The following is a 24,765-nucleotide window of genomic DNA, read 5'->3' on the forward strand; positions in this document are numbered from 1 at the left end:
TTCGTCCAGTAAAGAGACGCAATAAATTCTATCGAAGTTTACGCACTGCCTCTACCACGATTAAAGGCATGGAAGCCATCCGAGGATTATATAAGAAAACCCGAAAAGAAGGCACTCTCTTCGGGTTTTCGGTCTGTACTGAAATCAAGGTATTATTGGGAATCCCAGCTTAAATCATAGATACCGTAAGGGATTTTATTCTTTATTTAAAACTTTGCAACAGAACCTATCAAGCAATCTCCTTCCCAATAAATCTCCTCTTATATAAAGTTATTTATGAACACTGATTTAAGCTAAGCTGCCGATATCACAATCTCAGCATCCACTAAATCAGCCTTCAAGTTTTTGACATCTAAGTGGTCAAGGTAGAAATCTGTTACCTTATCACGAATTTGTTGTTCAATTACTCGCCGTAATGGCCGCGCACCCATTGCTTCATCATAGCCTTGTTCCATCAGCCAATCTTTGGCCGCTTTAGTTACCTCAAGTTTGATGGATTTTTTGGCTAAAGTTTTTTGTACATCCGCCAACATCAAATCGACAATTTGACTTAAGTCTTGCTTAGTCAGATGTGAAAATTCCACGATTCCATTAAAGCGGTTCAGAAATTCTGGGCGGAAAAATGGTGCTAACTTATCCATTAATGACTGATCTCGTTGCTTGTCACCACTTAATGCTTCATTACCAAAGCCAGCATTAGAAGTAGCAATAATAATCGTATTTTTGAAATTAATGACATTGCCTTGTCCATCCGTTAAGCGCCCATCATCCATCACTTGTAACAGTAACGTTAATACTTGTGGATCAGCCTTTTCAATTTCATCTAATAATACAATGGAATATGGATTACGCCGAACCCGTTCAGTTAGAGTATTAGCATTATCTTCATAGCCTACGTATCCAGCCGAGGTACCAATTAATTTCGACACAGCTGTACGATCAGCATATTCACTCATATCTAGCCGAATAATCGCATTTTCATTTCCAAACATATCTAAGGCTAATTGCTTAGCTAATTCAGTCTTTCCTACGCCAGTTGGGCCCACAAACAGAAAACTTCCAATCGGCTGATCCCCCTCTGAAAAGCCCGCACGGTTACGCCGAATTGCTTTTGCTACCATTTCAACCGCTTCATCTTGACCGATTACCTTACTTTTCAGACGCTTATCAAGATTTTTCAAGCGCTCAATATCATTAGCGCCCATATCAGAAACTGGTATACCAGTTAAACGTTCAACCGATTGTGCCACATCATCAATCGTGGCAGTGATTTTTTCTTTTTGATCCGTTTCTTTAATTTTTTGCTTGGTTTCCTCGATCGACTTCTTGATATCAGCGGCTTTTGTAAAGTCCTCCGCTTTAATGGCGGCCTCCTTAGCTGCCTCTAATTTTTTAAGGCGTTGATCCAATGTCTCAACATCAGTTTGCGAATTTTTAGCCGCTAAATGAGCCGCAGTCATGTCGATCAAATCGATAGCTTTATCTGGCAAAGTGCGTTGTGGTATATATTGGATTGAATAATCCACAGCCGCCTTCAAAACATCATCTGGTAATACAACATGATGATGTTTTTCGTACAGCTCTTTAACACCTTGTAATATACGTAAAGTGTCAGCGGCCGTCGGTTCATTAATCACAACATCATTGAATCGCCGTGCCAAAGCCGCATTTTTCAAAATAGTATTGCGATATTCATCTTGAGTCGTAGCCCCGATTACACTCAGCTCGCCACGTGACAAAGCAGGTTTAATGATATCAGCCAATCCTTTGCCACCATCTTCACCACCAGTGGCACCCGTGCCGAGAATCTGATGAATTTCATCGAAGAATAGAATAATATTACCAGCTGCTTTAACTTCCTCTACCAGCTGTTTAATATTTTCTTCAAAAGAACCGCGATATTGAGTTCCCGCTTCCAAAGACGATAAATCAATCGAATAGATTTCTTTATCTTGAATCGTTTCTGGAACTTTACCAGCCACAATTGCTTGTGCCAGACCTTCGACGACTGCAGTTTTACCTACACCGGCATCACCAACTAAGATTGCATTATTTTTCGTTCTACGACTTAAAATTTCTGCAGTTTCTTGAATCTCTTTCTCACGTCCAATCACTGGATCTAGTAGTCCATCACGAGCCTGTTCCGTCAAATTAGTCCCTAACTTTTCTAAAATCCCTCCTTTTTTAACAGCCTGTTTACCATCTTTAGATACTTCTATTGTTTTATTATTTTGGGGTAGCTTACCAGTTGCTCGGTATTGAGCAAACTCATCCGGTGTCAACGATTGTCCATTAACTAAATACCGTGCACGCTCCGAATTTTGATTACCCATGCGCCGAAATAATTGATTGAAAACATCATCCATATCATTGTTGAAAAAAGGATCATTTCCGTAGAAATTTGCCATATTATCACACCTCAATAAAAATTTATATGTGTAACTTAGTGACCATAATATCCTTTAAAACTACAACCGAATTGTATCACAATTTTTATGTATCGCTAAGTAAAGTGCTTATAGAATCAATTAGAAATAATTAGGATAACCCGTGGTGCTAGTTAATTTTTTCCTAGAGGAAAATGTCTAAACATGTTGGTAAATCAACAAAAAAACGCATATAGTAGTCTCAAAACTCCCAAGAAATGAGGACTATTTAACAAACTACGATGGTTACGTCGTGACAACTGAACATTTTGACTTAGCCAATCCTGTTACTAAAGTCGATGATATCCCCGATTATGAAATGTACAGTCAAACAATCGATAGCTTAAATAAGCGTTTTGGCAATCGTGTTTTAAAAGGTATCGAAATCGGTTACATAACTTCTGAAAAGGATCGGATCATCGACTATTTAGCCGATAAAGATTACGATTTAAAATTACTCAGTGTGCATCATAATGGTCAATTTGATTATTTAGATGACGAAGTCAAAGATATGGATCCTGCTATTGTGATTCCTCTGTATTTTGCACAACTTTCAGAAGCACTAGTTGTTATAGAAGCAGATGTCTTTGCTCATTTTGACTATGGTTTTCGGGTATTTGGTCTATCCGTTGCTGAATTTAAACAATATGAAGCGCAGTTTTTACCGATTCTAGATCAAGTAATCAAAAATAAATTGGCATTCGAATTAAATGCTAAGAGCGCTTACTTGTATGACAATTTAGCGTTATATGAATATGTCATCGATTTATATCTTTCACGTGGTGGTACCTTGTTTAGTGTTGGATCAGATGGGCATTACCTTGAACATTTCCGTTTCCATTTCGATGATCTTTTTGCTCTGTTAAAAGCAAAAGGTGTGACGGAATTAGCGATTTATCAAAAAGGAAAGCGAATTATGGTTCCATTACCAGTCTAAAAAAACGTCCTCAGCATCAAAAGTGAGGACGTTTTTTTAGATTTCTTTTTCTAAAATCGGACAAATACGATCTTGTTTTCCTAAAGGAAAATGTTTGATCCCGATTTTTTTAAATCCATGACGTTCATAAAAACGAATACCTGCATGATTTTTTTCATAAACAGTCAAACGTAAATAACGTTTTTGTTTCGTTTTAGCATAACGATTCGCTTCATCGAGTAACCGTTGCCCTAACCCTTTGTTTTGATAATCTTTGAGCAGATAGATCCGTTGAATCTCTATAGCATCTTTTTCATCATTGACTTTCATATAACCAATGAGTATTTGATGATCCTTAATACCAATAAATTTACTGGTTGACTGTGCCAATTCTACTGCCAATATTTCAGTTGTCAATTGTGTCTGTAAATATCCTTGCATATCAAGTGGATCTGCGCCATCGATAAACGATTCATAAAAACTGACAACACTTACAACTTGTAAAGCATCTAGATCATCATAATCTAAATACGCTAGTGTGATTTGATTGTTCATCTAACTCCTCCTTTTGACATAGTATACTATAAATCACCCGTGGTGCTAGTTAATTTTAATATCCTAAAGAATATCTCAAAGTTCCTTCAAAGCGTCGTTGTGCTCGACTTAATAGAACACTGTAAGCCAGTAATATGCTTTCAAATCTACTCTCTAGCCCTTTAACAGAACGTGAGTTGAAATTTTGACAACCTAATTTTTCTAAGGAAGAAAAAACAGTCTCAACTGTTTTTCTTTGTTTTCCAAGTAAGCTGTGGTCTAGTTTTTCTGATTTATCCATGTTTTTACGTGGCGGAACGGATATAGTAATGCCCTTAAGGGCAAGCTTTTCATGGATTTTATGGCTAATATATCCTTTGTCCCCTAGGATATTGGGAAGATTCCCTTCTTCCGATAAAGTCTCTAACACTTTCACGTCATGGACACCTGGATTCGTGATTGAGTAAGTAATCGGAAAGCCAGTCTTAGTAACGATCATATGAATTTTAAGACCATAAAAATAAGATTTTTTTGTTGAATTATAGCCAACTTTGGCTATTTGATTCAATAGTTTTGCTTGTCTATTTCTAACTGGTTTACATAATGGACTAGGAAAACTATCTATAATTCCGACTAGTTCACCTTTGGTGAGCTTCTTGATGAAAAAGTATCGAATAATCTTGATAGTGTAAGCTAAGTTTGAACTTAAGCGAGTGAATCGACTCCTACTAGCAAAGTCACCATTAGGAAATAAGACGGAACAAACCGCTCTATACGTGGCTCTTTGGCTAGTATAGCCATTAATTATGCCCCATATAACACAAGCAATAATCACTGTATCGCGTTGCTTCAGTTGATCAGTATTTCTTCGGTTTTTAATCTTATCTGGTACACAATTGTGGTATATGTTAGAAACAGTTCTCATAATTTCCTTGAATGTTATAAAAGTATCTGTATAATGTTCAGTATATTTTGATGAACGCATATGTAGTCCTCATTTCTTGGGAGTTTTGAGACTACTATATGCGTTTTTTTGTTGATTTACCAACATGTTTAGACATTTTCCTCTAGGAAAAAATTAACTAGCACCACGGGTGTATTTGTTTCTATGTCTACATTATCTTTTTAACAGTATTTATTTTTCTTTTGCAACTTACTTGGCTACCAAAGCAAATAAAAAAGTTATTTATAAATTTCTCCCTACCACTACCTATTTCTATTATTTAAAATAGGGATAATTTTTTCTCTTAAAAAATATCATTATTTGTGGTATGGAGCTGCGTATCATGAGTGAATGATATTTATAACTCACTGGATATTGAAATATAGGTAATCTGTTTTCCAAACTTATTTAGCCAAATTGTTTAATGAAGATTTTTTGAGTAAAATTTCTATGACTCCTACTTATTGAAAAGTAGTTTGTAGTGCTGCTTCTACCTCTCTCATCTGTTCTACAAATTCCAAATAACTTGACGCAGCTTGCGGAATGAAAAAATGATATGTGAATATTTCTCCTCCTAGCCCGCTTAATATGCCTATTTTTTTATACCCATGATTTGCAGGAAGGGGATCGGAAGTAGGTTGCAGAAAGCCGCCTTTCATTGTATCTGCTTGGTCTAAATTCATTATATGAATATATGTGACTAACTGATTATAGTCATTTCTAGTATCAAGATGTTTTTTGTATTTTGTATCAATTGGTATATTATTAAATGTAAAATCTGGATATCGTGGGGACCGGTTGGGCTCTTGAAATAAATGCATTGTTGCTAACCCTTTATCTCTGCCATAATGTTTCCAACCAGTGACTTTCCCAATGTATTCTTCCCATAGCCAAGACACATCGATAATGATTCCATGTATTTGATTTTTATCACTTCCAAATCCTGATTTTTCTTCCGATAAAATTTGGATACAGATTTGTTGAAGAGCCGAATATTCCTCGTAATAACTATGTTTGACTGGATGAAGGATATTCTTTTGAAGGATATTAAATTGGTTTAATCTAGCATAATCAGGTGTTGTTTGTTTGATTAGAACCACGTTTTCTTTCGTATCCTCATCTCCACTAAGTAAGAAATCATACTCATTTTGGATTTTTTCAATAGTATGACGAATAAGTTGCGTCAGATGATTATTATAGCTGAACTCTCGTGTTCGATAAGCAACTTTTCCAACGAAAGGAACATTCGAACGGATGTGTTTTGCAACATCAACAGCTCCCTTGATATTGGCATTATTGTATTCTCGTTTGACATATTCTTTGTATATCCCTTTACGCATTGCTTCATTCAGATAATAAGGAAAGAGAAATACCAACAAATCGTAGTATGTCATCTTTTTAGATGCACTAAAATGATCATTAATCACGTTGTAATTCAAAACACGCTGAAGCATATAACGTAAAAAGAAATCTTCATGCTTCATTTGATTAGCGAATCTAGAATGAATTCTTAATTCATCTGTTGAATCGCTAAGGATACCTACGACATTACAAGTCCAAATTTTTCCATTTCTTGATTGAAATATCAAGTTATCTTCACTTAGATCCTTGGATTGATTTAACTGTTGCGGAAAGATAATAAAATTTTCTTTCTCTAAACTACTTAAGTCACGATTAACTAAGTTCGTAATGATTGGATGTTGCACAACTGAGTCATTGATTTCTTGATTATCGTGTAGAGGTTTCAGCTTCATCTAAATCACCGTCATTAGAGTATACCTTTTCTAGTATTTCTAATTTTTCTTTCGCCTTATGTTCACCACGAAAATAGTCTTTCAATAATGGATATAACTTAGTATCCCATAATTGTTCCATTGTCTCCTCACCATTATCGATACTTAAAAAGTAACTAGCACCAATTTGGTAATCAGTTGACAATCCACCTTTTTCTTTGGCAACGATCGCCTCATTTAAACGCGTCATAAGTTCTTTTGTTTTCTCTTGAGTCAGCATATTTTGTGCTGAATCTTCTGCTTTTATTTCTAAGAAAGTAAATCTCCGGCGCATAGCAAAATCAAAAGTGTCAACAGAACGGTCAATGTCGTTCATCGTCCCAATAATATAAACATTATTAGGAATATAGAATTTTTCTTCTGGATTTTCATGGAGGTTTGCATACTGTGTGTAAACACCTTCTTTATGCCCACGATATCCTGGATCAATTGAGAAAAATAATTCGCCGAAAATTTTGGAAATTTCGCCCCGATTAATTTCATCAATGATAAACACATAGTTTTGGTTATTCGTAGAATCTACCGTTGACGCCGTGTAGTTTTTTAAGCCAAATTCTTCTTTTAAGTGTTTTACAATCGCTTTTCGATAAGCATCAAATCCACCTTTTGGCGTACCAGGTAATCCACGATAGACATTATAAATTTGGTCATGGTTCATGTAAGTAGTAGTTTTTGCAGGATAAACGCCTTGAATTTCATTTCTTTCATAGGCGAGAAGATTGCGTACTGGTTTACCTGTCAATGTTTTAAGTTTGTTGTAGCCTTCTCCTTCTATACTAGCTTCCGTTACCGCATCAAAAAATTTAGCCCAAGCTTCTTCAAAATTATCTTGTCCATTTACTTTCTTTGTTTTCTTTGCTTTTTCAACAAAGCTCTTAAAGCTTCCATCTTTCAAGGTGAAACTAACAACGCCATCATCGGATGTAGTTGGACGTAAACCTTCAACAAAATCAGTATAATCATAGCTAGGATGAAACTGGACAAATCCAATTCGGCTCTTTTCATCTTCGCTCAATTCATTGATTTGTGTAGTTCTGCCATTTGAAACGACATCAGCTGCCATTTCATTTGCAAGGAATGTTTTCCCTGTTCCAGGAGCGCCACGTAGAATAAGGTTTTTGGATTTTATTAATTTATCAGATAATGCTTGTAGATACCCTTTTACATCTGTTTCTTTAGGATTCATTTCTTTTTTATCTTGATAATTCCAAAATGTTTCAACTATTTCCTTTATCTCAGAAGTTATTGGCTTATCAGACGGCAAATGAATAATTTTTTTAATTTCTTTTTTTACACTAAAAACTAATTTTTTATCATTTTCATTACTGCGGTCATAAGCAATATTAGTATACCCTGTATTGACATATCCCTTTGCCCAAAGTTTTTTCCCAGCGTTATTTTGATTATAGTTCCACCCAAAATGCAAATTATCTATAATAATCGAAGACTTTCTGTCAGTTTTCCGCTTTCCCCTAATAAATTTGTTTTGCTTTGCTTTAACTTCACTATAATTTCCTTCATTATTATCATAGCACCAATTGCTGAATTCAATTAGTTCTGTAACTACCTCAGAGAGTTCTTCCATTCTACTACTATCATTCATTTAAATACCTTCTATACAATTTGATTTATTTTTTTAATTTCTCTATTAAATTGACGATGTATGTTAGCTTTATTTCCAGCTTTCATAGATACTGTATAACCCATAATATAAACATATCTATTATTAATTTAACTAGTTTCTTCTAAAATTTAATTTAAGAAACGATTCTATATCTGTAATGCCAAAATCGATTAATTTTTTTAAAATTCTTTTTTCTTGCAAATCATCCAGTTGTGTTACCTCCTCACATCCACTATACTCTAAATATTCTATCCCTCTTTATCATTAAATTTCCAAATAAAATAACACAATAAAAAAATTAGCTGGTTAGTTTCAAGTGAGAAATAGGATTCTATTCCAAGAGTCTCTAGAAGAATGTGTCCACATGATTCCGATCATAAGTGAAAAAGTATAAACTCATGGAATTAATATCTAGAAATGGGTATAAAAATTTCCCCTTAGTTCTATTTTTGATATCAGCTTGTTACAGAATCTATAAATATCACTTGTTATCGGTAATAATTAAAAGAATTAAATAATGATTTTTTTACCTCAATTCATTCTCAAGTGGAATCAACTCATCATCTAACATTTTACGCCATGCTCGCTTCATTTCTTGTGGGTATTTAAATGGCTTCGCTTCTGGATGTTTGGCTTTATATCCTTCGTAATCCTTACTATTGATAATTGCTTTCATATTAGGAATTGGATCTTCACCTGGCATATATTGCAGATTAGAAGCATGTAATTCTTTCTCAGAGACAAACCACTCATTGGAAAAGACATGAATCAAATCATCACTCGCTTGTGTAAAATAGCGACGTTTAATGACAAAGATATCTTCATTACTATCTAAAGTCCCCACATCAAACGCATTTAAAATTTGTCGGTAAACTTCTTTGACTCCTTCTGTTTTATTCAATTTAGCCAAAGCTTTTTCAATTTCTTCTCGTGCATCTGAACTATTCGCAGCATAATTTCCTAGTAATTGATCAATATAAGTAGAATCAATATCATACAACTTCGTGGTATTTTCACTATAAAATTCGATCGTTGAAAAATCTTCTCCTTCTTTTTCTGGTTCTTCCTCTATTAATGAACCCTTCACGGTCTCGTACACGCCAATTTGTTCTTCCAAAAGTTGAATTTGATTGTTCAAAGTTGGAGATTTCACCATGTCATCATTGTAATCGTCATAAGTCACTAACGATTCATACGCACGATTCAATTCTTGAAATGCTTTGACATATTCGATACGAGTTTCAAGAGGAGTATGTTCATCAATGGATTCCATGGATGAAACCTCTTTTAACTTACCATATGCTTGTTTGAATCTTTTTTTGGATTCCTGATAACTTGGATAAATCAAACCCGATTCTTCTTTTGCTTCTGAATAGAGTTTTGTCGCATCCTCGACATTCTTCTCCATTGTCGCTGGCTTACGAAACGTCACAATCAATCCTTTTGTCTTATCAGGATACGTACGATTCGTACGTGAAAAAGCTTGGATCAATCCTGCATACTCTAGATTACGATCCACAAATAGGGTTTGAATCGTAGGCGCATCAAAACCTGTCAACAGACGATCCACTACGATCACTAAATCAATTTGTTTCCCAAATTGTTTGAATTCCGCTCTTTTTCGTGCCAAACGATTATTGATATCTCCGTTATAACGTTCAATGTCTGCTAAAGACCAGGCAGTATCATAATACTGATTATATTCCTCAATAATTTTTTGCATTTCTTCTTGTTGGGCGCTTGAATCTCGGCTATTTTCTTCTAATGAATAGGTAATAGCGATTCGTGGAAAATCAGGATCCTCCATCGTTCTTCCTTCACGAATGGGCTGATTAGGAAACTCTTTTATTAACCAGTCAGGTTCTTTCGTCATTTCTTTGATCGCTCGATAATACTTTTTGGCCATGTCAATGGAACTCGTGGTTAAGATCGCAGACTTCGTTGGACGGCCATTTCGAAAATCAAATTTTGTATAGGCATTGTCTGGACGGAACATTTTATGAATGACTTTTTGGATATGTTCATCTGATTCAAAAACAGTAGGGTCCAAATAACTTTCTTTTTTAACCGGCTCCATTTGATCAATCATACGATTGATCTGTTCCGGTGAATACTCTGCATATGTTTCTACTTCTTTTAATTTCCGATAGATTTTATTCTCTAATGAAGTCGGCTCCACGGTGTTTTCATGCTCTACTTGAAATCCTAAAACCGAGCCATCTTCTAATGCATTCTTGATGGTATAGGTGTGCAAGACCTCTCCATACTGATCATGGGTCGTACGTGCCAATTGCCCTTTGGCTTGTTTCCGATTCTCAGGGAAAATCGGTGTACCTGTAAAGCCAAACCAAGTGGATTTCGGAAACATTTTTTTGATTTCTTCCATATTTTCAGCACTTAACGCTCGATGACACTCATCTACTACAAACACGATATGTTGCCCCATTAATTTTTGGAAGCGATTGGTTCCTTTTTTCTCTTCCTGTTTCTTTGCATATTTCAACGCCGCATCTAGTTTTTGACGGGTTGTAATGATTACAACATTCGCATTGGCATCCGCCAACAGGGTTTCACTTAATTCTTTGGCACTTCCCGTTCCAACAATCAAGCTATTTGCTTTGGCATTCCCAGAAGAAATCCCCGTATTAAATTCCGAAGCAAATTTCGTAAACTCTGCGGTGGTTTGATTATCTAAATCTTTGCGGTCCACTAACATGATCGTTCGATCGATCCCCGATTTTCGTGCTAAAAGCTTAGTAGATACAAAACTAGTCAACGTCTTTCCTGAACCTGTCGCATGCCACACATACCCTGATTGATGTTTATTTGCAGCAATAAACAAGGCTTGAATCGCATGTACTTGATAAGGATGTAACACCATGAGGGTTTTATTGTCTTGATCTTCACTGACAATCGTATAATCCGCAATCAAGCGATGGGCATCCGGGATATTTAGCACTTGTTTACAAAACTCATATAAGTTTTCTACTTTTTCATTGTCTTTCGTTCGCCAACTAAATAAAAACTTAGGGTGCAAGTCTTTCGGTAAGGCATTTGCAAAATACCGGGTCGTTTGTTCATTGGAAACCACAAACAACTGCAAGGTCGAAAAGATATTGTTCCGAAACATGCCTTCTTCTGCATACTTTTTGATTTGGTTAAACGCCTGATAGACGCCATCTTTTGCGGTTACTTGTTTCAACTCGATTTGGACAATCGGTAATCCATTGATCAATAAGGTGACGTCAAAACGTCGATCCCGCGCTTCTATGTTACTTCCACGTTTTGCAATTTGATGGACCACTTCATAGGTAGAGATTCCTCCACCAATGTCTTGATTGGAATAAAGAATGAGCGAGACAGAACCCAATTGCGGATCTTCCCGTTCAATCGTGATCCGAGCCATTCCATTTTCACCTTTTAACCATTTCGCAGCATCGAATGGGGTTTTCGTTCGCAGTAATAATTCGGTTTTGATCGTTTCAAATTCTTTATCGGTCAAAGGAGAATCATTCAGTTCTGCTTGATTATTTGAGATGATTTTTTGGCGTAAATTAACCCAAAGATCTTCTTCTGATTTTAGATCCGGACGATACGTCCACTGATTATGTCCTTCCCCGAGGACACGAATCAACTGTTCTTCGACTTCCGCTTCCTCACGGTGACTAATTTTCATTCTTCTTCTCTCCCTAAACAAACATCTTTTGCAAGAAGCCTTTTTTCGTTTCCTTCAGCAAATCTAACTTACGTTGATGAAGAGTGATGGTATTCTCTAGTTGTTTGAAAAAGGCAACGATTTTTTGCTGCTCAGTAATAGTTGGATACGTGACACGTCCATCCAAAGCACCTTCATCGGTAATATTAATTGTATTTTTTGCACCTTTAGAAACTAAAGGGGACAGATAATGTGTAGCAATATTATCACTTTTTAACTGTAGACCAATAAACGAAGCCAGGGCTTGTTCGGTTGAATTGTAGACAGCATATAACGGTGACACAATACCTTCTTCTGTTACTAATTGAAAAATTCCATAAGGCGCGCCTTTCAATGGGCTCTTAGTATAAATCAACTGCCCAGGGTAAACTATTTTATATCCAGAAATGTCTGCTCCAGCAAAAGAACGTCCTTGATACTCGATTTGATTTACCGTTCCTACTTCTCTAGAAACAGATAAAATCTGTTCTTTGGAGTAGGAATTGGATTTATTTTTCTCTTTTGAAACAGTTAGAACGTCCCCCAACTTCCGCTGTTCCCAATCTCCCGTAAAACCAGGAAATCGAATTTCTGGCACTTTTGCTCCGTTTTTAGGGAACATTTTTTGTAAGAATCCTTTTTTCGTTTCCTTCAGCAAATCTAACTTACGTTGATGAAGAGCGATAGTCTCGTCTAATTGTTTGAAGAATGAACCGATTTTTTGTTGTTCTTCATAACTGGGAACAGAAGCACCCACACTATTAATTACAGTTTTCGATAAACTAGGTACACCAGTAGATTCATCAAATTTTTTCCAATTTATTTTTTTAAAAATAGATAGTGAAAATTGAAGGTCAATATTTTGTTTAGGAACAGCGTAAAACAAGGTATCGACAGTCCAAAAAGGCGCTTTTAATAAATAAGGCTTATCAATTGTCCCTTTCCTTCCGATCCCAATGGCATCTATATCTGATAGCGCTCTATCTACACTTAGCATATATCCACCAGTTCCATAGACAGGTATTGATCCCGAATTCAGATGTTTGTAGTCTTTTCCAGACTTAACATCAATAAAATCACCTAACTTACGCTGTTCCCAATCTTCCGTAAATCCAGGAAACCGAATTTCTGGTTGTGTATTATTGCTCATGTTTGAACACCTCCAACGCGCCTTGTAACCACGCTTCATTTTCAGGTGTTGTTTGCAGGGAAGAGATAGCTTCTAAAAGTTCTTTTTCTAGCACTTGCTGTTCTTGTCGTATCTTCTTGATGTCATTTCCGACATAAACCATATCAATTGGTTCTTCTTCTTCAAACGTATCTACATAGCGTGGAATATTTAAGTTATAGTCATTTTCTTTGATTTCATCAAAGGTTGCCAAATGAGCGTATTTCTCGACATCTTTTCTTTCAGCATAGGTTTCGAGGATTTTTTGAATATTTTCTTCCGATAGTTTGTTTTGATTTTTCCCTTTGACAAATTCTCGACTAGCGTCAATGAATAATACATCTCGAGTTTGACGATTCTTCTTCAATACAATCACCGTCGTGGGAATCGATGTACCAAAGAACAAGTTCGCAGGCATACCGATCACAGCATAAATACTGCCGTCTTCTAATAATTTTTGACGAATGACCCCTTCTGCAGCACCACGGAATAAAACCCCGTGTGGCAAGACGATAGCCATAGTCCCTGTTTCCTTCAAATGATAGAAACCATGAAGAAGAAACGCAAAATCTGCTTTGGATTTTGGCGCTAATTTCCCGTAGCGATTAAACCGAGAATCATCTAAGAAGGTCGTATCTGCTGACCAATTAGCCGAATAAGGTGGATTCATCACTACTGCATCAAATGTGTAAGGTTCATCTGTTGGCCAGTCCTTATTCAACGTATCCCCATTGCGGAGATTCATTTCTTCGGCATCTACCCCATGTAAAATCAAGTTCATTTTTGCTAGATTGTATGTCGTTGTATTTAGTTCTTGCCCATGATATTTAACGTTATCTGGATGAGTTAAGTAGTTACGTACATTTAACATCAAGGAACCTGAACCCATGGTTGGGTCAAAGACACTAAAGAATCGTCGTTCTTTTTGATCCAACGTCACGATTTGTGCCATCATATCAGAAACCATATGAGGCGTGTAAAATTCTCCGGCTTTCTTCCCTGCTTCTGAAGCAAATTGACTGATCAGAAATTCATACGCATCCCCGATCACATCCCCATCGTGACCTAAAACTTCCACGTCATTCAATTTCTTGATAACTTCGGTAATCGTCACATTTCGTTGTTGCTCATCTGTTCCTAGTTTTTTTGATTGGAGATCCACATCATCAAATAACCCATTAAATTGATTGTAGGTAGATGCCAATTGCACAAAGGCTTTGTTTAGATCGTTCAATTGGAACGTTGCTTGTTTTGCTTGATCCGCTAAGACGTTGAAAAGATACTCTGGTGCAATTGCATATCCCAAAATATCAACGATTGTGGCAATCAGATCTTCTTTTGATTCTTCATCTGAAAGTAATTCACGATACAACATTGTTTGTTTGCTTACTGTGTCATATTCCTCTAAGGATTCATCTGCTAAAAGAACCACTTGTTCCAGCAAACGGTCGGATAAATATTTATAGAAAATCAGCCCCAATAAATAATTTTTATATTCTGACGCATCCATTTTACTACGGAGATTATCTGCCGCACTAAATAACTTCTGATTTAATTCTGCACCCAAAAAGATACACTCCTATCTCTTATTTAAAGTTGCTATATACCCTCTTATTTTAGCATACTCCCTTTTAGAAAAAGCAAAAAAATAAAGAAACTTATTCTTGATAACAAGCTACGTGACGTATATCCCTAACACAAAAATAGCCATATCCTTTGGTTTGGATACGGCTATTTGATATTACTCATTCAATTGTCAAATCACAGTAGGTGTGAATCTCATCGGGATCGGCAATATCTACTTCTGATTAGGATCAAAGGTTATTTTCTCAATAAAGGTGTGATACAAAGCTTTAACTTGCTTCTTCTCAATCTGGATAAGAAAGCAATCCAAACTAGTCAATATCTGTTGGACATCTTTGACTTGAATCGGTTCCCCTTGTTGTTGAAAGATCCCTAAGATTTCATTCTCTCGAATTTGTAACTGTCTTCGTTTTTCAGTCAATTCATTTAAACGATCTTTTAACATCGGAAATAGTTCGGGACTATCTTCCAAAGCAGCTTCCTGTTTTTGCTCTAATAGTTAGATTTTGCGTACCATTTTCTTCGTTTATTTTCCTTGTATTGTTATAAAGGAAATTTTTATTGTCTTCTGCAAATCTAATATATTCCTCAACATACTCACTACCAAAAAAACTATTACATTTACTACATAACGTATAATAAACATTTCCTTGAGGTTTCCTTTTAATCCCCTTCGGAAAATCACCTTTTGTAAAATCGCTCTTAAGGAAATCATCTAAATTACCAGTTCTGGTCTTTTTACCTCCAGTATTCCCTGATTTTTTAGGTGGCACATGTTCTTTAGTAAGTTCAGTGTATTTTTCACATAAAATACACTTACCCATCTTTTTCATATCTATCCCCACTCTTTTTAATTCTTATATACAATTATATTTCAAATATTCATTAATAAATATCCCTATTTATGATAAGGACCTCCCTAACTACTTCTCTAACGATTTCAAATCGCTAGAGAAGCGTTAGCGCCCCTCTAACGTTGTTTGATATAACCTAGACTAGATCGTTAACGTAAAGGGTGTTTTTAACACAAAAATAGCCGTATCCTTTGTTTTGGATACGGCTATTTGGTATTGCTCATTCAATTGTTGTACCACGACAGGCGTGAATTTCATCGTAATTTCCAACATCTCCTTATGGTTAGGATCAAAGGTTATTTTCTCAATAAAGGTACGATACAAGGCTTTGATTTGCTTCTTCTCACTCTGGGCAAGAAAACGATCCAAACTAGTCAATATCCGTTGGACATCTTTGACTTGAATCGGCTCTCCTTGTTGTTGAAAGATCCCTAAGATTTCATTTTCTCGAATGTGCAACTGTCGTCGTTTTTCAGTCAATTCGTCTAAGCGGTCTTTTAACATCGGAAACAATTCAGGACTATCTTCCAAAGCAGCTTCCCATTTTTCAATTTTAGTCTTCAATTCTTCCTTTCGTTCCAGTAACACCACGAGTTCTTGTTCCAATGGTTGGCTTTGTCGCACTATTTCTTCATTTAACGCTGCCACCAATCGGGGAAGAACTTCTGGTAGCTGAATAATTTCCTTTAATCGGTCGGCGACAAATGTTTCCGCTTGTTCGGCACGAATCGAATTGGCATGACACACACTTGCTCCCTTATTTCGAAAAACTGAACAAGAATAATATCGAATCCGTTTCTTTGTGCCATCTTTTAGGGTATTTGTGACATTACTCGCTGCCATCGGTGCCCCACATTCTGGACAACGTAACAACCCCGTCAATACATTTTCACCTGTATGGTTCCATTTGGGTTGTTTTCCTTCTAAAGCAAAGCGTTCTTGTACTTTTTGATAATCTTCTTCCGAAATAATCGGTTCATGGGTTCCTTTCACTAAAATCGGTTTCGGATTCTTTCCTTTCCGTCGTTTGGTTTCCCAATTGATGTAGCGCGCATATTCTAAATACCCTGCATAAATTTTATTGTGTAAGATATCTTTGACTGCCGTGGTAGAAAAAGCATTCTTTTTGACTGTTTGATATCCTTGACGATTCAAAAAATTGGCAATCGCTCGATACCCTGCTCCGCCTAAATATTTTGCATAGATCAGACGAACAATTTTCGCCTCTTCTGGTTCAATGACCAATTGTTTTTGACCATTCGTGTCAATACCACTGACATAGCCTAAACGTCGTCCACCTGCATAACGCTTTTTATCTTTCACTAAGCTTTGCATTGACATCTGAACATTCTCCGCAATTTGGTTGCGTTCAAATTCACCGAAACTCCCAAGGAGTTGTAACATTAGTTTTCCTGTCGAAGTAGTCACGTCAAATTGTTCCGAGATCGAATGTAACCCCACATCATATCGCAACAGTTCCTCGACGGTTTGTAAGACATCTAACATATTGCGTCCGAGACGGGTCAATTTCCAAATCACTAGTAGATCAAAACGATGGTTCCGAGCATCGTTCATCATTCGTTGATAGGCGAACCGATTTTTTGTGGATTTCCCACTAATCCCTTCATCGGCATAAACTTCTACCACTTCATAGCCCATCCGTTCGGCAAACTGTCGTCCATTTTGTTCTTGTGCTTGAATACTATGTCCTTCTAAAGCTTGTTCTTGGGTACTCACCCGAATATACAATGCGACTCGTTTGGTTGGTGTCGTTTCCATAGATCATTCGTTCCCTTCTAAAATATTTTGTGTCATTTGCCGGAAGTAAATCCCACAGACTGTTTTTTCCTTTGTTACCTCGATCCGACAAACATGGTCACATAACAATTGTCGACTAGAGAGGTCTTTTAGTTGAAGCCATTCTTTCACTTTTGCTTCACACTGTTGGAGTGAAAGAAACGAAGAAGTAGACCTCGGCTTTTGAAGAGCTTGCAGCTGTTGCTTGAGTTCTTCCAGTGAACAATTGCCCTCTTCAAATGCCTTGAGCCATTGTGCTTCTTGTTTCTTTTGTTGGATTACTTTGTGTTTTTCATCTTTTCGCTTTTCGGATAATTGTTGCGTCAATTGGGCAATCAAGGCTTGATAGACGCCTTCGTATTGAAAAAAAGCCTGTATCTTTTCCAATACTTCTGACTCAACCCTTTCTGCCCGAAGAAAGATTCCTTGGCAGCTTCGGTCGGTACAATGATAATAATGAAGCGTCTTTGTCTTCTTTGTATTCCATTGATACTTCGAACTCAGATGACGACCACAGAAGGGACACCGAATTTTTTGACGTAATAAGTACGGATACGTATCTTTTTTAGCTGTACACCTTGATTGGCGAATCTCTTGGGCTTGTAAAAAGATTGTTTTCGAGAGAATCGGTTCAAAGGTTCCTAGATACTTCCCCAAAGATCCTCCTTTGATTTCGCCATAGTACAATGGATTTTTTAGGATACTATAAATATGATAGGGCTGAAAAGGACGTTCGCGGAAGAAAAGCTTTTGTTGCGTCAATCGTTGACAAAGCTTTTTGTAGCCATATTTTTTAGTCAAATAAAGTTGAAAAATATAGCGAACAATCCTTGCTTCGTGTACTTCTTGTTGGATTTTCCCATTCACTAAACGATACCCATATGGAACCGCAGAAGATAGGTATTGCCGTTGTTGCTTTTTATAGGCAAGTCCGGCACGAACATTTTCAATAATGACGTTTCGTTGTTGTTCTGCAAAAGTGAACAATAATTGCACAAATAGTTTATTCGTTGACGCGTGTGAGAAAGAAGCAGGAAGAGGTTCAGAAATCGAATACACTTGAACCTGATGTTGTTGGCACAACTCAATAAATTCTAAGGCTATTTTGGCTTGACGTGCCAATCGATCATAACGCCAAACATAGATCACCCCCTCTTCTTCTGACGCACAAACCCAAGCTCTAAGCTGTCGAAAAGCTGGACGTTCCGCTTTTCCCCCTGATTCTCCTTTGTCTGAAAATCGTTGGGGAATTTGTTCATATTTCTCTAAAACATACTCTTTCACTGCATCATATTGAGCGTCATTAGTGATTTTCGCTTCTTCATAAACAGACGTTCGATCATAACAAGCCACACGCATGCTTGATTCCTCCTCCTAGCCATTTCTATAACTTTAAGTACTTACAGTAAAATATTCACTGATCAAAAAGGAAAGAAAATCGACTAAGAATCGTTTTCTTTCCTAAATACTTAAAATATGCAAAACGTTCAATCAGTTCCAATTCCTAAACCAAGTTTATTCTTCTTTCTTATTTACTGCCTCTTTTCCATTTTGGTTGAAATAAAAAACAAGCCCAATAGCTAATTCAAAAATAAAATCCTCCATAAAAATAGTCCTCCAATCGTTATAATTCCATGAGACGATGATATTCAATCATACCTTTTTCCGTAAGCTTCCATATATATTGAACACGTCCGCTTCTTGTTATTCTTTTCTGGTTTGTTTCCAGTAGCTCATCATTTTTAAGAGCATTTAATAGACCAGAAATTTCTCTATCAGTTACCTTATACAAATAAATCTCCTTAAGTATCTCAAACGAATAAAAAGGACTCATTTGATATTTTTTGACTAATGCTATAAAAAATTTAGCCTTCTTTGTATTTCTTCTCATTCTCTTCCTCCTGTTCTAATAAATCACCCTTGTTTCCTTGGGTATTTTCTGAAAAATAGATACTTAAGTCCACCACAAACTGACCATTTTCTTCTTTTAATAGCTCTGCTACTAAAGAATCGAAATTCAAATCATTCATTTAATCCTCTTCTTTCTGTAACGTCACTGGCTAACTACCACTTTCATGAAGCTAGAAATTTCATTTTTCCACAATGAAGTTCTTGTTGGCATATATATTCAAGATATCTTTCATACCAAGTTGCTAAATTTCTACGTCTCACTTCTGAATAATTCTCCGTATGAGAGCGAAATTGCAAATTACGTTTTAAAATGCTTGATATATAAGAGGAAAACTCAGATGAATTTTCAACCAACGTTGCAATAACACGATTTGCCCAGTCATGTCGAAACCTTAACTCTGTTCTGAACCAAATATCTTGTGTTTTCGTCTCTAATTTTTTATCATAGACGACTACCGAGATATCACTCGCTCGTTTTCCAAAATAGATACTATCACCGATTATGTCAGACGAGGAAATTCTAGTTTCTTGAATTGTTCTGCATGTACGAAAGCGCGACGTAACTAACCTCTGATTGAGATATCGTTGAACTCGCTTTGTGCTTAAAGTATCTGAAGTAAACCCATCAATTGCTATATCCAGTCTTTTGATGTTGTAGCTTTTGATTGAAATATTTTCTCCTACTTTCATTAGTTTAAAAAAGAACTGTGTCCATTGATGATCCACTTGGCATTCTAGATATCGACATCCTTTTGAACGAATCTCTAGCAAGACAACTGCTTTTTCTCCCTTGTTTTCATAATGGAGAAATAAAAAGCCATTTGTAAGAACTTTATTAAAGCCACGTATACTACTTTCCAATAGTTCAAATTCTTCGATAATGGAATAGTCAAATAAATATCTACCAACTTCAATCACATTTGCTTCAACAAATGAAATCATTACATAATCAATTACAAGCGTTGGATATTTTGTACTCCTAGCTTGTTCTTTCATAAAATAAACCTCCTTTCTTTTCAGAGTATTCAAATATGAAAAAGTATCTGTTAAAATAACAATATACCTTATATTTTGAACAATTTAATTTAATCACAACCATCGTATTGAATCATCAGGCAGCTGGTGGGCAATTGGTGGGCAATATATATTTTGAAAGGATGTTTATTATGTTTCATGTATTTTATGAATTTCAATTCGTTGAAATCGTTAAAGAATTTTTTGAATTACCTTATAAAAGTGACAATAGCCTAAGTTTTGATTCAGCTTTTCAAAACTGCGCGAAACCAGAATGGAATAAAATAAAAAATAAAAAACGAAATTTTACTAGCATGGCGAAGCAAGAATTTGATTTCTTCAGGATTACAAATTCTCCAGAGTATGTACCAGCAAACAATGAAATTTTTTCCGAGGTAGGTTATATTAAACTTCTTAATAAATTTATGAAATACGCCATAACCTTTGATGACGTCACTATCAAGAAATTTTTTCAATATGAAGAATTCTCTAGGGACTTAATTTCAGAGTTAGTTAATTTCATGATGACACAATCTAAGCCTTATAAATTAACTAACGATGCACAATTTGTATTAGAGAAAATAGAATTGATTACTGATGATAATGGGATCTTTAAGCTTGGACAAATTGGATGGAAATCACAAAAGCGTTTAATTCCTCTTCTAAAAAAAGAGAAAGAGACTCTTTCACCAATCAATATTGCCTCTATTTTATTCGAATTATGGAGTACTAAAAAAATTGCTCCTTGTCCACTAGACCCCACTAAAATAAAAGAGAAAGAGAAGAAAAAAGAGAAAGTGGAAAAACAAGAAAAGGACAATAAGCATTCCAATCTGTATATAGAAGTAAACTTAGATTATCCGGAAGATGTTCCTTTTCCTAATGGAAATTATTACACACTCTATATAAAAAATAAGCGTAACTCTCTATATTATGGCGAATGGGATGGGCTCAAACACGTTGCTAAGGAAAAAAAAGGGATATTTAAAAAAGGAAAAGGGGATCTATATCAAGAAATAGAAAAGATTAGAAAAAATCAAGAAATTTCACAAGAAAGAAACTTGTATATCGTTGTTAATAAGGAAAATATAAGCATCATTCATTCGAATATCGAATTCTGGAGCTCCTTTGAAAATAAAGTTCGTTCTGTTAAATCAAAATTATCAACACTCGCACATCAAAATAAGATTATTGGCTACGAAGCCTCAACACTAGAAGAACAAACAATTTTTAACGATTTTTTACCTTCATGGAAATGGCAGCTCTTATCGCCAGAAATAGACTTAGATAGGCATCTATTTGAACTTGAAACCGAGTAATAATTAATTGACTATCTTAGCTGATACTTTACTGATATACCTAGTATTACATTAAGGTATCAGGGGACTTATAATGCGTTTGTTCAGCTACTTTAATGTTCCCAATAAAATTAATAGATGCCCTGCTAAGTTATATTTAGCAGGGCATCTTAATTACTTTTTCTAAGGATAAAATTTATTATATCCATGCATACCAATACATTGATACACGCTTCAATCCCTGTAAGTACGAAATTATTTTCTATACTAGTAACTTCATCAGAAATGTTCCTAATATTCAGTACATATTTCTTTAAAACTATCAAATAACTACTATTCTCAGTCTATAATATTATTTAATCATTTGAAAATTGTTAGTCATTCCAATCCGTTGAGAAATTCTTCCATCTGTATAAACTCGGAATTGCTTTCCTCCATTCATTACCGTATTTCCAATATCGTCAGTAGAAATATCAACTGGATAAAATTCTCCATTTTCATCTTGCATTAAATCTTTTCTATATTGGGTGGATTCAATAATATTAGTATTTGATGCATTTTTATCTGAAGACTCATAAATCCATAACGCTTTATTATTTAGTACAGTTTCTTTAGCAGCTTCCCAACTTGAAATTGCTGAGCTACTTGTAGATTGCGTCGTTGTAGTTGTTGCTTGTTGAGTAGATTCTTCTACTACTGGTGTTTGAGGAGTTTGTCCATTCACAATATCACTGAAACCTTGTTTTAACTGTTGATTTTGAGTTTCGTTAAAGTACAGATAATTATTTTCATTACCTTGATTTTGTTGCGTTAAATAAACTTTAGGTTGTCCATTTTGAAAACCAAAAAAGTAAACATGCTGCCCTAAATATTCTCCAGTTTCTACATCAGAATAAACTGCTACTAATTTAAAATCTGCATGACCAGTTCCATCTTCTGACCATTGTACGGTAACTGGTGCTTCATTGATTGCCATTTTCCAATTGCCATTAATCACGGCTTGGGGTAAAGGAGTTCCATACAGACTTACATTATTCTGAGGATTGTAGCTTTTATATTCTTGTCCTAATGTCTTTCCCCATTGTGTGACAAAAGTTGCTACTTGAGAAGATTTATTTGTATCCCATAATTCTTGTTTTATTTGAGAATCACTCGTATCTGAACTCGTTGCCTTACTAGACTCTGTTGTGTTAGTTTCTTGAGTAGTTTTTTCTATTTCTTTTGTAGAAGATTCCTTTCTTGTTGTTTCAATTTCATGAGTTGTTGAATCCACTTGTTTCTTTTGTTCATGTTGAGAGACAGTAGAACATCCTCCAAGTAAAAGAATCGTGCCTAATAGGAATAATTGTTTTGCTTTCATCCTTTTTCTTCTCCTAATAATAAATTTGAATTCATTCAAGAAAAAGAACCACCCGTATAAGTGGTTGCTTTTTCTAAATAATTATTTCTTTAACAGCTCTTGCTTCAATTGTTGAAACTCTTCTTCTGTAATCATATTCGTTTCCAACAAGTGAGAAAGTCTTTCTAATTGAGAAAGAACTGTATCAGAAGACGCGATGTCAGAAGATACTTCTTCAAATTCACCTTCTAAAATATCTAAATCTTGTTGGAGACTTTCTTCTGTATATGCTACATTTTTCCCTAACTCTGTTTGAAGCTTTGTTGCCATTGGTTTCATAGACAAGTAATTGATGCCTCCTGAAACAACGCCTCCCACAACTGGTACTGCTTTAGAAATACCTTTCGCGAAGGTATTTTTAGTTAACTTTGTACCAAAAATACCTAGTACTCGTTTGATTACTGGATAATACAACGTTTGTGTCAATGCTTTTTGAGGAATCTTTTTCAATGCTTGTGTAGATAACTTTCCAGACATCGCTCGTACAGCAGAACCTGCAGAAGTTACTCCAAGCATAATTCCCAAATACAATATCAACGTATTCTTTGCTTCTTCACTGAGCTCTCCATTCTCTCCCATTAAATCCTTAAATCCATAAATGTACGAAATTTCCTGTGCTAATCGTAATGAATAACCAAAGAACTGAAGGAGATCCGCTGGAATAGTTGCTGCCATAGCGATACCTCCTGGCAGTCCAGTTGCTAACGATACCGCACTTGATTTCAAGGTAATCGATTGAATACATTTTTGTGCTTCACGATCTAGCATTTCTTTGGATAAAAATGCTTGTGGTCCCTTTTCTATGAGTCCTTCAATATCAGAAACTTTTCCTTGAAATGTTTGAATCAAAAATGCTCGACGATCAACTTTGACCATTGGTAATTTGAATGCTTCTTCTATGATTCTCAAACCTACTGTTTCTTCATTAGCCATGTACATGTTGCTCCTTTTGTTGTTGTCTGATAATACTTTGAATCCATCTCGTTGAAAAACCATACCTATCCGTTAATTTCCTAGAATCAATGGAATGGTTTTCTTGTACCATTGTTTCAATTTTTTGAGCGACTAATTCTCGGTCATACATTTTCATTGGAAACGATAACTGTTGCCCACGAAAAGCAATATAAAACTGATAAAGTAAATCCGTGTTTAGCCCTTTTTCCTCAAAAAATTCATAGATACTTTTATACGAACTCGTCAAACATTCCCCATCTACTTTCACTTGCTCACCTCCATTTCCTCTGACATTTTAAAAATATCATATTGATTCCTTCATTGATAATGCATATAACAAGAGGTTTTACAAGTTGTTTAGTCTGTAAAAGAACAAGTAAAATAACAGAAAAAGAAACATATACATTGAATACTTATTTTCGTTTATTGAAATAACAAAGAATGATCCGCCAATTGCCATTCATTACGAACATGAATACTTAGTGGGTGGGATAACTTACCTTCTGCATTTATCAATACTTTGGTCATCTTCTTTTGTTTCGCAATCAATTGATCGTAAATGGTCTTTGCTTGTTCATAAGCCACTTGACTCGTTGCCGTAATCGAACCACAAGCAAAAATAATGGTGTTGATTCTCTTTTCTGTAAAAACAGTCGTTAATATTTCCAAAGATTGTTCATCATTTCCTCGAAGAAATACCCGAGGACTTTTCGCTTTTGTGTACGAAAAAAGATTCACAGCAATAAAACCAGTAAATCCTAATTGTCGGATATTCTTTTCGATTAATAACATACTCAAATCATTCGTAAATGGTTCTGTATCTGTTGGACGAATAGTAATGACTACTGCTAATTTA

Annotated in this window: 20 protein-coding genes and 2 pseudogenes; 3 read left to right on the forward strand and 19 right to left on the reverse strand. The window is 35.6% G+C overall.

Annotated elements, in window-relative coordinates:
- Nucleotides 1–173, forward strand: a pseudogene (locus AB3I42_RS13600) (IS6 family transposase); the annotation flags it as partial.
- 120 nt (nucleotides 174–293) lie between these two features.
- Here AB3I42_RS13600 and clpL read toward each other — a convergent pair.
- Complete coding sequence (clpL, locus tag AB3I42_RS13605; protein ID WP_002335148.1) at nucleotides 294–2,408, reverse strand: ATP-dependent protease ClpL; 2,115 nt, start codon at nucleotides 2,406–2,408, stop codon at nucleotides 294–296.
- Nucleotides 2,409–2,601: 193 nt separating this feature from the next.
- Here clpL and AB3I42_RS13610 point away from each other — a divergent pair, with 193 nt between their 5' ends.
- Entirely contained in the window at nucleotides 2,602–3,363 is a 762-nt protein-coding gene (locus AB3I42_RS13610; RefSeq protein ID WP_306297531.1) for a PHP domain-containing protein, read from the forward strand.
- A 36-nt stretch (nucleotides 3,364–3,399) separates the two neighbouring features.
- On the opposite strand, the gene AB3I42_RS13615 is transcribed toward AB3I42_RS13610, so the two are convergent.
- The 14 genes and pseudogenes from AB3I42_RS13615 to AB3I42_RS13680 all read right to left on the reverse strand — a co-directional run bounded on the left by AB3I42_RS13615 (nucleotide 3,400) and on the right by AB3I42_RS13680 (nucleotide 20,240).
- Nucleotides 3,400–3,897 (reverse strand): GNAT family N-acetyltransferase, encoded by a 498-nt coding sequence (locus AB3I42_RS13615; RefSeq protein WP_002316138.1) that lies wholly within the window; start codon nucleotides 3,895–3,897, stop codon nucleotides 3,400–3,402.
- A 55-nt stretch (nucleotides 3,898–3,952) separates the two neighbouring features.
- Nucleotides 3,953–4,861, reverse strand: coding sequence for an IS982-like element ISEfm1 family transposase (locus tag AB3I42_RS13620; RefSeq protein ID WP_325830359.1), 909 nt, complete (start codon nucleotides 4,859–4,861; stop codon nucleotides 3,953–3,955).
- A 419-nt stretch (nucleotides 4,862–5,280) separates the two neighbouring features.
- Complete coding sequence (locus AB3I42_RS13625) at nucleotides 5,281–6,573, reverse strand: guanosine 5'-monophosphate oxidoreductase (protein WP_104843889.1); 1,293 nt, start codon at nucleotides 6,571–6,573, stop codon at nucleotides 5,281–5,283.
- Nucleotides 6,548–8,215 (reverse strand): McrB family protein, encoded by a 1,668-nt coding sequence (locus AB3I42_RS13630; protein WP_104879559.1) that lies wholly within the window; start codon nucleotides 8,213–8,215, stop codon nucleotides 6,548–6,550. The genes AB3I42_RS13625 and AB3I42_RS13630 overlap by 26 nt, the downstream gene beginning before the upstream one ends.
- Nucleotides 8,216–8,762: 547 nt before the next feature.
- Entirely contained in the window at nucleotides 8,763–11,912 is a 3,150-nt protein-coding gene (locus tag AB3I42_RS13635) for a type I restriction endonuclease subunit R (protein ID WP_368022562.1), read from the reverse strand.
- A 13-nt stretch (nucleotides 11,913–11,925) separates the two neighbouring features.
- A complete protein-coding gene (locus AB3I42_RS13640; protein ID WP_010721403.1) occupies nucleotides 11,926–13,080 on the reverse strand; it encodes a restriction endonuclease subunit S in 1,155 nt (384 codons plus the stop codon).
- Complete coding sequence (locus AB3I42_RS13645) at nucleotides 13,070–14,665, reverse strand: type I restriction-modification system subunit M (RefSeq protein WP_088745812.1); 1,596 nt, start codon at nucleotides 14,663–14,665, stop codon at nucleotides 13,070–13,072. The genes AB3I42_RS13640 and AB3I42_RS13645 overlap by 11 nt, the downstream gene beginning before the upstream one ends.
- A 177-nt stretch (nucleotides 14,666–14,842) precedes the next feature.
- Nucleotides 14,843–15,172, reverse strand: a pseudogene (locus AB3I42_RS13650) (recombinase family protein); the annotation flags it as partial.
- Nucleotides 15,144–15,515, reverse strand: coding sequence for a hypothetical protein (locus AB3I42_RS13655; protein ID WP_002328114.1), 372 nt, complete (start codon nucleotides 15,513–15,515; stop codon nucleotides 15,144–15,146). The gene AB3I42_RS13655 and the pseudogene AB3I42_RS13650, both read right to left, overlap by 29 nt.
- Before the next feature lie 162 nt (nucleotides 15,516–15,677).
- A complete protein-coding gene (locus AB3I42_RS13660; RefSeq protein ID WP_152132157.1) occupies nucleotides 15,678–17,315 on the reverse strand; it encodes a recombinase family protein in 1,638 nt (545 codons plus the stop codon).
- A gap of 3 nt (nucleotides 17,316–17,318) precedes the next feature.
- Entirely contained in the window at nucleotides 17,319–18,692 is a 1,374-nt protein-coding gene (locus AB3I42_RS13665; protein ID WP_368022563.1) for a recombinase family protein, read from the reverse strand.
- A 265-nt stretch (nucleotides 18,693–18,957) separates the two neighbouring features.
- Nucleotides 18,958–19,224: an adenylate kinase gene (locus AB3I42_RS13670; protein ID WP_002286113.1), complete on the reverse strand. Its 267-nt coding sequence runs from the start codon at nucleotides 19,222–19,224 to the stop codon at nucleotides 18,958–18,960.
- Nucleotides 19,199–19,363, reverse strand: coding sequence for a hypothetical protein (locus AB3I42_RS13675; protein WP_002340116.1), 165 nt, complete (start codon nucleotides 19,361–19,363; stop codon nucleotides 19,199–19,201). The genes AB3I42_RS13670 and AB3I42_RS13675 overlap by 26 nt, the downstream gene beginning before the upstream one ends.
- A 43-nt stretch (nucleotides 19,364–19,406) precedes the next feature.
- Nucleotides 19,407–20,240, reverse strand: a complete 834-nt coding sequence (locus AB3I42_RS13680; protein WP_002389975.1) for a replication initiation factor domain-containing protein — start codon at nucleotides 20,238–20,240, stop codon at nucleotides 19,407–19,409.
- Between the two features lie 170 nt (nucleotides 20,241–20,410).
- On the opposite strand from AB3I42_RS13680, the gene AB3I42_RS13685 reads away from it, so the two are divergent.
- Entirely contained in the window at nucleotides 20,411–21,577 is a 1,167-nt protein-coding gene (locus tag AB3I42_RS13685; RefSeq protein ID WP_368022564.1) for a hypothetical protein, read from the forward strand.
- A 331-nt stretch (nucleotides 21,578–21,908) separates the two neighbouring features.
- Here the strand turns inward: AB3I42_RS13685 and AB3I42_RS13690 are convergent, their stop codons facing one another.
- From AB3I42_RS13690 to AB3I42_RS13705, 4 genes are all read right to left on the reverse strand, one after another.
- Complete coding sequence (locus AB3I42_RS13690; RefSeq protein WP_002389978.1) at nucleotides 21,909–22,916, reverse strand: DUF4767 domain-containing protein; 1,008 nt, start codon at nucleotides 22,914–22,916, stop codon at nucleotides 21,909–21,911.
- An 81-nt stretch (nucleotides 22,917–22,997) separates the two neighbouring features.
- Nucleotides 22,998–23,888: an EcsC family protein gene (locus AB3I42_RS13695; RefSeq protein ID WP_002324319.1), complete on the reverse strand. Its 891-nt coding sequence runs from the start codon at nucleotides 23,886–23,888 to the stop codon at nucleotides 22,998–23,000.
- Nucleotides 23,881–24,177 (reverse strand): hypothetical protein, encoded by a 297-nt coding sequence (locus tag AB3I42_RS13700; protein WP_002389981.1) that lies wholly within the window; start codon nucleotides 24,175–24,177, stop codon nucleotides 23,881–23,883. The genes AB3I42_RS13695 and AB3I42_RS13700 overlap by 8 nt, the downstream gene beginning before the upstream one ends.
- A gap of 155 nt (nucleotides 24,178–24,332) precedes the next feature.
- The coding region (locus AB3I42_RS13705; protein WP_368022565.1) for a DUF1643 domain-containing protein at nucleotides 24,333–24,765 on the reverse strand (433 nt) is incomplete at its 5' end.

This window comes from Enterococcus sp. C53, from assembly GCF_040887425.1.
In the GTDB taxonomy this organism is placed as follows: domain Bacteria; phylum Bacillota; class Bacilli; order Lactobacillales; family Enterococcaceae; genus Enterococcus_B; species Enterococcus_B hirae.

Coding starts and splice junctions, on each gene's coding strand:
- clpL (WP_002335148.1), bottom strand. CDS start 2,408: ATGGCAAATTTCTACGGAAATGATCCTTTTTTCAACAATGATATGGAT.
- AB3I42_RS13615 (WP_002316138.1), bottom strand. CDS start 3,897: ATGAACAATCAAATCACACTAGCGTATTTAGATTATGATGATCTAGAT.
- AB3I42_RS13620 (WP_325830359.1), bottom strand. CDS start 4,861: ATGCGTTCATCAAAATATACTGAACATTATACAGATACTTTTATAACA.
- AB3I42_RS13625 (WP_104843889.1), bottom strand. CDS start 6,573: ATGAAGCTGAAACCTCTACACGATAATCAAGAAATCAATGACTCAGTT.
- AB3I42_RS13630 (WP_104879559.1), bottom strand. CDS start 8,215: ATGAATGATAGTAGTAGAATGGAAGAACTCTCTGAGGTAGTTACAGAA.
- AB3I42_RS13635 (WP_368022562.1), bottom strand. CDS start 11,912: ATGAAAATTAGTCACCGTGAGGAAGCGGAAGTCGAAGAACAGTTGATT.
- AB3I42_RS13640 (WP_010721403.1), bottom strand. CDS start 13,080: ATGAGCAATAATACACAACCAGAAATTCGGTTTCCTGGATTTACGGAA.
- AB3I42_RS13655 (WP_002328114.1), bottom strand. CDS start 15,515: ATGAAAAAGATGGGTAAGTGTATTTTATGTGAAAAATACACTGAACTT.
- AB3I42_RS13660 (WP_152132157.1), bottom strand. CDS start 17,315: ATGGAAACGACACCAACCAAACGAGTCGCATTGTATATTCGGGTGAGT.
- AB3I42_RS13665 (WP_368022563.1), bottom strand. CDS start 18,692: ATGCGTGTGGCTTGTTATGATCGAACGTCTGTTTATGAAGAAGCGAAA.
- AB3I42_RS13670 (WP_002286113.1), bottom strand. CDS start 19,224: ATGAGAAGAAATACAAAGAAGGCTAAATTTTTTATAGCATTAGTCAAA.
- AB3I42_RS13675 (WP_002340116.1), bottom strand. CDS start 19,363: ATGAATGATTTGAATTTCGATTCTTTAGTAGCAGAGCTATTAAAAGAA.
- AB3I42_RS13680 (WP_002389975.1), bottom strand. CDS start 20,240: ATGAAAGAACAAGCTAGGAGTACAAAATATCCAACGCTTGTAATTGAT.
- AB3I42_RS13685 (WP_368022564.1), top strand. CDS start 20,411: ATGTTTCATGTATTTTATGAATTTCAATTCGTTGAAATCGTTAAAGAA.
- AB3I42_RS13690 (WP_002389978.1), bottom strand. CDS start 22,916: ATGAAAGCAAAACAATTATTCCTATTAGGCACGATTCTTTTACTTGGA.
- AB3I42_RS13695 (WP_002324319.1), bottom strand. CDS start 23,888: ATGGCTAATGAAGAAACAGTAGGTTTGAGAATCATAGAAGAAGCATTC.